The 552-nt window shown below is 50.2% G+C and carries 1 protein-coding gene; it reads right to left on the bottom strand.

The window, feature by feature from the left end; translation table 11 throughout:
- The coding region (locus tag BFP75_RS21480) for an IS982 family transposase (protein WP_240531762.1) at positions 1-490 on the bottom strand (490 nt) is incomplete at its 3' end.
- Positions 491-552: the final 62 nt, after the last annotated feature.

Genomic DNA, 552 nt, shown 5'->3' with positions numbered 1-552 from the left:
GAACGTCCTTTCTTTTGGAATTGGATTTCCTGCTGATGGCAAGGTCTACCTGTTCGACCTCCTGGAACATATCCTCTATCTCATAGTTGGTGTAGCCGCTGTCACCGTATAGCGAGCTTTCGGGCGGCAGGTCGTGGTACATCCTTTTGAGGATCTGCGAATCGTGCTCGGCACCTTGTACAAGATACATCTCCACCGGGATACCCCCGGCGGTGGTGACCAACTGTATCTTCACCCCATAGAAATGCTCGCGTTTCGATGCGTTGTAGCCCCTGTACCCCTCGTCCCTGAAAAGTCTACAGCGGCCTATGCGTATATTGTGGCAGGCCTTTACGGGAAACGAGTCGATGATGTATTGCATCTCGCAGCACATGTACTTGAATATCCTGCCTATGCGCAACAGGATGAACATCAAGGTTTCCTTGAGCTTGTGAAGACGCTTGGTGAAACCGCTCTTTTTGAGCATATCGTCAAAGATATGGCTCTCCATATAGTCCAAAGACAATGTCTGGTTGCCACGGAAATAGAGCGCCGATACCAAAGCAGTCGTGA

This window comes from Maribacter sp. 4G9, assembly GCF_002742265.1.
Lineage (GTDB): Bacteria > Bacteroidota > Bacteroidia > Flavobacteriales > Flavobacteriaceae > Maribacter.
Note: the sequence above shows the minus strand (reverse complement) of the source record. Positions and strands in the feature narration are given on the sequence as shown.